8 protein-coding genes are annotated in these 10,205 nt (G+C 67.5%); 3 read left to right on the top strand and 5 right to left on the bottom strand.

Annotated features, from left to right (window positions below; genetic code table 11):
• Positions 1 to 48: 48 nt before the first annotated feature.
• Positions 49 to 1,176, top strand: coding sequence for an OpgC domain-containing protein (gene opgC / locus AC07PZ_RS11155; RefSeq protein ID WP_495295115.1), 1,128 nt, complete (start codon positions 49 to 51; stop codon positions 1,174 to 1,176).
• A 19-nt stretch (positions 1,177 to 1,195) separates the two neighbouring features.
• Here the strand turns inward: opgC and AC07PZ_RS11150 are convergent, their stop codons facing one another.
• The 4 genes from AC07PZ_RS11150 to argH all read right to left on the bottom strand — a co-directional run bounded on the left by AC07PZ_RS11150 (position 1,196) and on the right by argH (position 5,087).
• Entirely contained in the window at positions 1,196 to 1,981 is a 786-nt protein-coding gene (locus AC07PZ_RS11150) for an SGNH/GDSL hydrolase family protein (protein WP_495295114.1), read from the bottom strand.
• 79 nt (positions 1,982 to 2,060) lie between these two features.
• Positions 2,061 to 2,822, bottom strand: coding sequence for an anti-sigma factor (locus AC07PZ_RS11145; protein WP_495295113.1), 762 nt, complete (start codon positions 2,820 to 2,822; stop codon positions 2,061 to 2,063).
• A gap of 10 nt (positions 2,823 to 2,832) precedes the next feature.
• Entirely contained in the window at positions 2,833 to 3,408 is a 576-nt protein-coding gene (locus AC07PZ_RS11140; RefSeq protein ID WP_495295112.1) for an RNA polymerase sigma factor, read from the bottom strand.
• Positions 3,409 to 3,689: 281 nt separating this feature from the next.
• Entirely contained in the window at positions 3,690 to 5,087 is a 1,398-nt protein-coding gene (gene argH, locus AC07PZ_RS11135) for an argininosuccinate lyase (RefSeq protein ID WP_495295111.1), read from the bottom strand.
• Between the two features lie 114 nt (positions 5,088 to 5,201).
• Between argH and AC07PZ_RS11130 the strand changes: the two genes are divergently transcribed.
• Positions 5,202 to 5,957, top strand: coding sequence for a LytR/AlgR family response regulator transcription factor (locus AC07PZ_RS11130; protein ID WP_495295110.1), 756 nt, complete (start codon positions 5,202 to 5,204; stop codon positions 5,955 to 5,957).
• Position 5,958: 1 nt separating this feature from the next.
• Positions 5,959 to 7,215, top strand: coding sequence for an AI-2E family transporter (locus AC07PZ_RS11125; RefSeq protein WP_495295109.1), 1,257 nt, complete (start codon positions 5,959 to 5,961; stop codon positions 7,213 to 7,215).
• 53 nt (positions 7,216 to 7,268) lie between these two features.
• On the opposite strand, the gene ppc is transcribed toward AC07PZ_RS11125, so the two are convergent.
• The gene (gene ppc, locus AC07PZ_RS11120; RefSeq protein ID WP_495295108.1) at positions 7,269 to 10,127 is read right to left on the bottom strand and encodes a phosphoenolpyruvate carboxylase; all 2,859 of its coding nucleotides are present in this window, start codon (positions 10,125 to 10,127) and stop codon (positions 7,269 to 7,271) included.
• Between the last annotated feature and the right edge of the window lie 78 nt (positions 10,128 to 10,205).

The raw sequence follows: 10,205 nt of genomic DNA, 5'->3' as shown, positions 1-10,205 counted from the left end.
CCGTCATGCGTGTGTCGCGCGAGACTGCAAGCAGGGCCACGCCGACCAATGAAACGCTACTGGGAAATCGATGCATTGCGCGGGCTCATGCTCGTCCTGATGACGTTGACCCATCTGCCCTCCCGCCTGACCGACCCGATGGGGCAGCCGCTGGGCTTCGTGTCGGCCGCCGAGGGCTTCGTGCTGCTGTCCGCGTTCATGTCCGGGCTGATCTACAGCCGTTTGGGCTACCGCGAGGGCGTCGACGCCATGCGCCTGGCCTTCCTGAAGCGCGCTTTCAAGGTTTACCTGGCGCAGGCGGCCACGCTGCTGTTCCTGTTCACCATCATCGCCTTCGTCGGGCTGCGCATCGACCAGCCGGCGGTGACCAACCTGCTGTCCTATTACCTCGCGCAGCCGCGCGACGGCTTCCTGTTCGGGCTGCTGCTGATCTACGAGCCGCCGCTGCTGGACATCCTGCCGATGTACATCTTTTTCATGCTGATGAGTCCCTGGGTGCTGGCCTTCGCGCTGCGCCATGGCTGGTCGCTGGTGATGCTGGCCAGTGTCGCGCTGTGGGCGCTGGCGCAGTTCGGGCTGAGCGAATGGGTCTACGGCCTCGCCGTGCGCTGGTTCGGGCTGGCGGTGCCCTTCAACGAGATGGGCGCCTTCAACGCCTTCGCCTGGCAGTTCCTCTGGTTTTCCGGGCTCTGGCTCGGCGCGAGCCGCAATGCGCCCGACGCAAAGCCTCTGCATTTCCCGCGCTGGCTGCTGTTGGCGGCCGCGGCGATCGCACTCTATGTCTTCTGGTGGCGCCACGACAACGGCGTGAACGGCCAGGCGCCTTTCGGCGGCGACGATCAGCTCAACCTGCTGTTCGACAAATGGCAGCTGGGGCCCTTGCGCATCCTGGACCTGGTGGCGCTGGGTATCCTGGCCATCCGTTTCGGCCCGTGGCTGGCGCGCCTGCTGCCGCGCATGCACTGGCTCGAAGCCATGGGCTCGGCATCGCTGCCGGTGTTCTGCGCACAGCTGGTCGCGGTGCTGCTGGTTCTGGCGTTCTACGGCGACGGCCACACGGTGCGGCCATGGTGGGGCGACGGCCTGCTGCTGGTCGCGGTGTTTGGCTGGCTCTACGGCGTGGCGCGGTTGGCGCTCTGGTGGACCGGTCGTCGCAAGGACCTCGCCGAGCGCTGAGCGGCGTGCGGTGCCGGTGTCAGCGGGGAGCGGCCGGCGGCACCACCACGGAGGCCGTGGCTTGCGGCAATACCACCGCTGCCGGCAGGTGCGACGCGATCACCGACTGCCAGAGCTTGTAGCCGGCCTCGTTCATGTGCAGCCGGTCGGCCAGGAACAGCTCGCTGCGCGGCCGGTCGTCCTGTCCGATCATCGGTGTGTAGATGTCGATGTACTCGCTGTTGGACAGCGTCCGCAGGTAGGCCGAGATGATGTTGTTGGTCTCGCGGATCTTGGGCAGCAGCGCTTCGCGCGACGGGCTGGGCTTGATCGAGATGTAGCTGATGCGCGTGTTCGGCAGCTCGGCGCGCACGGTGTTCGCGAAATTCGCAAAGCTTTCCAGCACCTGCAGCGGCGTACGGCCTTCTGCGAGATCGTTGTCGCCCGCATACACCAGGACCTGGCGCGGCTTGTAGCGCACGACCAGATCGCCTGCGAACAGGCTGCAGTCGGCCATCGTGGAGCCGCCGAAACCGCGGTTGATGACCAGCGGGATGTCGCGGAAATCCTGCGCCATGTGCGCCCAGAAGCGGATCGTGGAGCTGCCGACGAACAGCACGCCGTCGGTGCCCGGCGGCTTTTGCTTGTCGGCTTCGGAGAACGCTGAAAAGGAACTCTGCCACCGTGTCAGGGCTGCGACGTATTCAGGCGAGCGGGCGGCCGTGGGCGGTTCGACCCTGACGACCTGCGCCTGTACGACCGTTGCGGCGCCGATGGCGAGGGACAGCGCGATCGTGGCGCGCTTCAATGCGTGGAGCGACTTCATCCGAACAAAACACACTTCGATCGCCCGGCGTTGACCGGTTCCCGTTGAAATGCTTCGAATTGTGAAGAAAAAACCGGCGTCAGAGCATTTTCTCGATCAGTGCCCCCTTGAAGAGCACCGGACCGGTCGGGCCGCGCTCGCTCGGCACGCCGCCCCGCGGTTCCAGGCTGATGGCCAGCGTCGGCACCGCGTGCACGTCGGATTCCTGCGCCGTCAACTTGAGCGCGGGCTCGCGCCCGAGCACACCCAGCGAGCGCGGTGCGCCGCCCGGCGGCAGCGCCCAGAGCTGCAGCGACTTGTCGCTGCCTTCGCTGAACCCACCGACCCGCTGGAGTACCAGCTGTTTCTTCTTCGGGTCGAAGGTGACGAGCATGGACGCCGCTGCCTGATCGTCAGACAGCACCGCCACGTACTGGACGGCCGGTGCGTTCTGCAACTGGTGGTTCAGGTTCAGGCCGATGGCGATCGCGCAGACCGTGGCGAGCGCGCCGGCCATCGCCGCGCCGCGCCACAGCGCCAGGCTGCGCAGCCAGCCGCCCGGCGCCGGGCGTGACGCGTCGACGGGATTGGCCGTCGCTCGCTGGCGTTCGATTGCCTGCTGCGCCTGTTCGGCATCGATCATGTTGCGGATGCGCGTCCAGACGGCGGCGTCAGGCACCACCGGCTGCTGCAGTTCCGCCATGCTGGACAGGCGGCTCTGCCAGACCAGCGCGGCGGCGCGCACCGGCGCCTGTTCGCGGGCGATGGCTTCGAAGCGGCGCCGCGCGCCGCCGCGCAAGGTGCCGAGCGCATAACTCGCAGCCAGCAGCTCGAGCAGGGGGGATTGGGCGGACAGGTTCATGCGGCGGCCCTCACGCGAATCGGTTCATGCAGAGGCGCAGTTTCTCGAGGCCGCGGCGGATCCAGGTCTTGACGGTGCCCAGCGGCAGCTTGAGCTGCTCGGACAGCTCGCCATGGCTCAGGTCGCGCAGATAGGCCAGGCTCACGACCTCGCGCTGCCGGCCCTCCAGCTGCTGCAGGCACTGGTGCAGTGCCCAGGCCTGCTCGCTGGCATCCGCCGTGTCCATCGGGTTCTCGGTGTCGGATTCGAGCGTGTCGGCCATCAGCTCGTCGAATTCCTGCGTCACGTTGGCCCGGTCGGCCGTCCGCTTGCGCAGCAGGTCGAGCGCACGGCTGCGCACGATCAGCCCCATCCAGGCCATCGGCGGGCTGAGCGAGGCGCGGTAGTCGCCGGCCACCCGCCAGATCGTCATGAAGGCTTCCTGCAGCACGTCCTCGGCCCATTCGTTCTGCCGGACCACCCGCAGCGCGAGCCCGAACAGCTTGGGCGAGCAGCGCTCGTAGAGCAGCCGGAGGGCGGTTTCGTCGCGCTGGCCGACGCGATCGATCAGCGCCATCAATTCGGCGTCGGGGCTGGGTGCGGTCATGCACGGATTGTGGGACATCGAGCGGCATCCCTCCTATACGGGAAAGCGCCTTGGCTGGATTCAGTTGCGCAGGCCAGGGGCTGGACATCCGGCGGCGCGCGTTGTTGAATCCAACGGCGAGGTGCCTGCGTATTCGAATCAATGCGGCTGCCGCCCGACACTTCGGGCCAGCCGCCGGACCGGACCGGTTCTCCTCGGTGGGCCGCGCATCGCCACGGATGCCGGCCGCTTTCAAGCGGGCGCTGCGGCGCCCGCTTTTTTATGCCCGGTGCGCAGGCCGATCAGGCCAGCCGGCCGCGGTGGCGCGCCACTTGGGCCCGCACCTGCGCCGGCGCGGTACCGCCCAGGGTATTGCGTGCATTCAGCGAGCCGCGCAGGCTCAGCACGTCGTAGACATCCTTCTCGATCGTCGGATTGAACTGCTGCAGCACGGCCAGCGGCAGCTCCGACAGGTCGACCTGGTGCGAGATCGCAGCCTTGACCGCGTGGGCGACGGTCTCATGCGCGTCGCGGAAGGGCAGGCCCTTCTTCACGAGATAGTCGGCCAGGTCGGTGGCGGTGGCGTAGCCGCGCAGGGCCGCCTTTTCCATCGCCTCGGGCTTGACGGTGATGCCGCCAACCATCTCCGCGAAGATCCGCAGCGTGTCCTTGAGCGTGTCGACGGTGTCGAACAGCGGCTCCTTGTCTTCCTGGTTGTCCTTGTTGTAGGCCAGCGGCTGGCCCTTCATCAGGGTGATCAGGCCCATCAGGTGGCCGACCACGCGGCCGGTCTTGCCGCGCGCCAGTTCGGGCACGTCGGGGTTCTTCTTCTGCGGCATGATCGACGAGCCGGTGCAGAAGCGGTCCGCGATGTCGATGAAGCCGAAGCTCTGGCTCATCCAGAGCACCAGTTCCTCGCTCAGCCGGCTGATGTGGATCATCGCCACGGAGGCGGCTGCGGTGAATTCGATCGCGAAGTCGCGGTCGCTCACGGCGTCCAGGCTGTTCTGGCAGACGCCTTCCATGCCCAGCGTGGCGGCGACCAGCTCGCGGTCCAGCGGATAGCTGGTGCCGGCCAGCGCCGCGGAACCCAGCGGCAGGCGGTTCACGCGCTTGCGCACGTCCAGCAGCCGTTCCGCGTCGCGCGCGAACATCTCGACATAGGCCAGCATGTGATGGCCGAAGCTCACCGGCTGCGCCACCTGCAGATGGGTGAAGCCCGGCAGGATCACTTCGACGTTCTTCTCGGCGATGTCGACCAGCGCCTTCTGCAGGTCGACCAGCAGGCCGCCGATCAGGTCGATCTCGCTGCGCAGCCAGAGGCGCACGTCGGTCGCGACCTGGTCGTTGCGGCTGCGCCCGGTGTGCAGGCGCTTGCCGGCGTCGCCGACCAATTGCGTGAGGCGGGCCTCGATGTTCAGGTGGACGTCTTCCAGATCGAGCTTCCAGTCGAAGCTGCCGGCCTCGATCTCGTCGCGAATCTGCTTCATCCCGCTCTGGATCGCGGCGTGGTCCTGCGCGCCGATGATGCCGCGGGCCGCGAGCATGCCGGCATGCGCCAGCGAACCCTCGATGTCAGCCTGCCACAGCCGCTTGTCGAAGAAGACACTGGCGGTGTAGCGCTTGACGAGGTCGCTCATCGGTTCGGAGAACAGGGCAGACCAGGCTTCGGATTTCTTGTCGAGTTGGTTTTGGGTCATGGGAAGCCTCGTGGAGGCAATAATGGGCTGGTAACCCAATGTTTCAGTGAAGCGCAATCCGCCGATTTTATCGGCCGCACCCTCGATGACTCTTTCCATCCGCACGGAGCGCGCATGAGCCTGCGCATCCTGATCGTCGACGACGAAACGCTGGCGCGTGCCCACATGCGCCGCCTGATCGAACGCTGCGCCCTCCCCACGCCACCCGTGATCGCCGAAGCCGCGGAGGCCAGCGAAGCGCTGCAGCAGCTTGCGGAGCGTCCTGCCGACCTGCTGCTGCTCGACATCGGCATGCCGGAGGGCGATGGTGTCGCGCTGGCGCGCCAGTTGCGCAACCAGCCGGACGCGCCGGCCGTGGTGTTCGTGACCGGCCATCCCTCTCACGCGCTGGCGGCCTTCGAACTGGACGCCGTCGACTATCTCACCAAGCCCGTTCGTGCAGAGCGTCTGCAACAGGCGCTGCAGAAGACCGTTCGTCACCTGCAGGGTCGGCAGACGCCACCGGCCGCTGACGGTGAATCTCCCGCCGCCGGGCCGCGCGACGCGTTGCTGATCCAGGCGCGCGGACGTTCGGAGCGCGTGCCGCTGGCCGACGTGCTCTACCTGAAGTCGGAAGACAAATACCTCACCGTGCGCACGGCGACGCACGAGCATCTTTTCGAGGGCTCGCTGAGTACGCTGGAGCGTCTGTATCCGGGGCGTTTCGTGCGGGCACACCGCAACGCACTGGTGGCGCAGGCCGCGATTCGTGCGCTGGTTCGCGACGACGCCGAGGCCGGCTGGGCACTGCGGGTCGATGGGATTCCCGAGCTCGTCGCGGTGTCGCGGCGGCAATTGGCGCGTGTGCGGCAGGCACTCAAGGAGACATGACATGACGGACGAGTCCAGGGTCGACGCAGCGAGCGCACCAGTCGATGCGACGAACGGGCCGTCCGACATCCGGAACGCGGCGCCAGTCGTCGATGTGCCATTGCCCGCGGGCGATGATTCAACCGAACCGCTGCGCGATATCCGTGCAGAGCGCGAGCGCGTGCTGCTGCACATGCCGGTCGACATCCGCAGCGCCGCGCTCGTGGTGCTCGCCGTGCTCGCCAGCATCGTCGCGCTGCGCTGGGCGGCGGCCGTGTTCATTCCGCTCATGTTGAGCGTGATCCTGACCTATGCGCTGTCGCCCGCCGTCGACCGCCTCGAACGCTGCAAGCTGCCGCGGTGGCTTGGCGCCGCGCTGATCCTGCTGAGCATCGGTGGCGTGTTCGGCTGGACGGGCTACTCGCTGTCCGGCAGCGCCTCGCAACTGCTCGATTCCCTGCCGGTCGCCGCGCAGAAGCTGCGCCTGGCCGCACGCGCCGGCGGCAGCGACAACACGAGTGCGCTCGACACCGTGCAGAAAGCCGCCGCGCAGCTGGAGCAGGCGGCCCAGGCGGGTTCGCCATCGGCGCTGCGGCGTGGCGTCACGCGGGTCGTGATCGAGCGGCCACCGTTCAACGTGCGGGACTATCTCTGGAGCGGCACTGTGGGCTTGATGACGGCCGCCGGACAGCTGACGCTCATGGCCTTCCTGACCTTCTTCGCGCTGTGTTCCGGCGACACCTTCCGGCGCAAGCTCGTCAAGATCACGGGCAGCAGCCTGCAGAAGAAAAAGATCACGGTGCACGTGCTGGACGACATCACCGGCCACATCGAGCGCTACCTGCTGGTGCAGATACTCACCAGCGCACTGGTCGGCGTCGCCACGGGGCTCGCGTTCTGGATCATCGGGCTGGAGAACGCGGCCGTCTGGGGCATCCTCGCGGCCGTGACGAACCTCATCCCGTATGTGGGCTCGATCATCGTGATGGGCGCGTCGGCCTTGATGGCCTTCCTGCAGTTCAGCACGATAGAGATGGCGTTTCTGGTCGGCGGCACTTCGCTGCTCATCCATACGCTCATCGGCAACCTGCTCACGCCCTGGCTGACCAGCCGCAGCAGCCGCATGAACCCCGTGGCGGTGTTCGTCGGCGTGATCTTCTGGGGCTGGCTCTGGGGTGTCTGGGGCCTGCTGCTCGGCATCCCGATCATGATGGTCGTGAAGGCCATCTGCGACCGCGTGGAAGACCTGCAGCCGATCGGCGAACTGCTGGGCGACTGACGCTGCAACCGGCGACGCGTCCGGTATCGCCGGAAGCGTCGCCGCAAGGGTCGTCAGCCCGTGTTGCGCAGGCCCGCCGCCACACCGTTGATCGAGATGTGGATGCCGCGCTGCAGCCGTTCTCCGCCTTCGCCCGCGCGGTAGCGGCGCATCAGTTCGACCTGCAGATGGTGCAGCGGGTCGATGTACGGAAAGCGGTGCCGCACCGAGCGCTGCAGTTCAGCGTTGCCCTCCAGCCGTTGCTTCGCGCCGGTGATCGCGGTCAGCGCATCGGAGGTGCGGTGCCACTCGCTGTCGATCATGCCGAAGATCTTCTGGCGCAGCTTGCGGTCGCCGACCAGTTCCGCGTAGCGCGATGCCAGTGCAAGGTCGCTCTTGGCCAGCACCATGTCCATGTTCGACAGCAGCGTGCGGAAGAACGGCCATTGCTGGTACATGCGCTGCAGCAGCGCCATGCGTTCCTTGCGTGCGGTCGCGTTGGCGCCACCCGCGACGAACTGCTCGATCGCCGAGCCGAAGCCGTACCAGCCCGGCAGCGTGAGCCGGCATTGGCCCCAGCTGAAGCTCCACGGCACGGCACGCAGGTCCTCGATCTTGTGGCTCGGATTGCGCGAGGCCGGTCGCGAGCCGATGTTGAGCTCGGCGATCTCGCGGATCGGCGTGGCGCTGAAGAAGTACTCGCCGAAACCTGGCGTCTCGTAGACCAGCTTGCGGTAGGCGCCCATGCTCGCCACCGACAGCTCCTGCGCGGTCGACAGGAAGTTCGTCGGCGCGGCCTTGCCGCCAGGCAGCAGCGTGGCCTCGAGCGTGGCCGCGACCAGCGTCTCGAGATTGCGCCGGCCGATCTCGCGGTTGGCGTACTTCGAGCCGATGACTTCGCCTTGTTCGGTCAGCCGGATCTGCCCGCGCACCGTGCCGGGCGGCTGCGCGAGGATCGCCTGGTAGCTCGGGCCACCGCCGCGGCCGACCGTGCCGCCGCGCCCATGGAACATCCGCAGCCGGATCGGTGACGCGGGCGATTGCGCGTTCAGCTCATCGAACAGCGCGACCAGCGCGGTTCCCGTGCGGTACAGCTCCCAGTTGCTGGTGAAGATGCCGCCGTCCTTGTTGCTGTCGCTGTAGCCCAGCATCACGTCCTGCAGCGAACCCGAGCGCTGGATCAGCGCCTGGATGCCGGGCAGCGAATAGAACTCGCGCATGATCGGCGCCGCGTTGCGCAGGTCTTCGATGGTCTCGAACAGCGGAACCACGATCAGGTCGTTCGTGGCGGCGCCGGCGCCCGTTTCGGTCAACGTACCGCGCAGCAGTCCGACCTCCTTCTGCAGCAGCAGCGCTTCCAGCAGGTCGCTCACCGTCTCGGTGTGGCTGATGATGTAGTGGCGGATCGCTGCCACGCCGTAGCGCGAGCGGGCGCGGCGCGCGGCCGCGAAGATCGCGAGCTCGCTTTTCGTCAGCGCGGTGTATTCGGCATCCGGAATGCGCAGCGGCCGCGCGTCGTCCAGCAGGCGCAGCAGCAGTGTCTGCTTGGCGCCTTCGGCAAGTGCGGCGTAGTCGGATTCGATGCGCGCCTGGGCCAGCAGGTCGGCCACCACGGCCTCGTGCTTGTCGGAACTCTGGCGCAGGTCGACCGTCGCCAGATGGAATCCGAAGACCTCGACCGCGCGGATCAGCGGCCCGAGCCGGTTGGCGACCAGTGCCGCGCCGTGCTTGTCGATCAGCGACTCTTCGACCGTGCGCAGGTCGGCCAGGAAGTCCTCGGCTTTGGCATACGGGTTCTGCGGCGCGACGGCGTGGCGTGCCGCCTCGCCGCCGGTGAGCTCGCGCAGCGTCGCGGCGAGCCGCGAATAGACACCGGTCAGGGCGCGACGATAGGGCTCGTCGTGGCGATGTTCGTTCTGGTCGGGCGAACGCTCGGCCAGCGCCTGCATCTCCACCGACACGTCGACCAGCGTGGCCGACAGCGAGAGCTCGCCGCCCAGGTAGTGCACATCGGTCAGGTAGTGGCGCAGCGCCAGCTCGGACTGGCGGCGCAGCGCGTAGTCGAGCGTGTCGGCCGTGACGTTCGGATTGCCGTCGCGGTCGCCGCCGATCCACTGGCCCATGCGCAGAAACGGCGCGATGTGGCCGTGGCCCAGCGCGCGTTCCAGTTCGGCATAGACGCGCGGAATCTCGCGCAGGAAGGTCGCCTCGTAATAGCTCAGTGCGTTCTCGACCTCGTCGGCCACGGTGAGCTTGGAGAAGCGCAGCAACCGCGTCTGCCAGAGCTGCGTGACACGGGTGCGCATCTGCGTCTCGTTGGCCGCGTACTCGATCGGCGTGAGGGCGTCCTTCTTGCCGGCGAAGGCCAGCTGGCGCTGCTTGATCTCGTCGCGTGCCGTGAGCAGTTGTGCGATGGCGCGCTCGGCATCCAGGATGCTCTTGCGCTGCACTTCGGTCGGGTGCGCGGTGAGCACCGGCGACACGTAGCTGTGCGCCAGCGATTCGATCACCGCCTCGGGCGACACGCCCGCCTTGCGGATGCGCGCGAGCGCCGTTTCCAGGCTGCCGTCGGCGCTGTCGCCGGCGCGGTCGGCCTCGGTGCGGCGGCGGATCTGGTGCCGGTCCTCGGCCAGATTGGCGAGGTGGCTGAAGTAGGTGAAGGCGCGGATGACGCGCACCGTTTCGTTGGCGCTGAGTCCCTTCAGCAGCGTCTTGAGCGCGCGGTCTGCGGCCTGGTCGGCGTCGCGCCGGAAGGCCACCGAGAGCGTCCGGACCTTCTCGACCAGCGCGTAGGTGTCTTCGCCCTCCTGTTCGCGGATCACGTCGCCGAGGATGCGGCCGAGCAGCCGGATGTCGTCGATGAGCGGCTGGTCTTCGCTGCGGGCTCGCTTGGATGCCGGCGTCGTTGTCTTGATCTTCTTCGCTGTCGTCATTCGCGGTTTCTCCTCTCTCGTTGGGGATACGCCCACAGCGTTGCTGCGGCGCAACATGCTAGCATCCCGCGGGTCTTA

The sequence above is a fragment of the Variovorax sp. GW821-FHT10B04 genome, from assembly GCF_059415645.1.
This window is presented reverse-complemented; position numbering and strand designations above follow the sequence as displayed.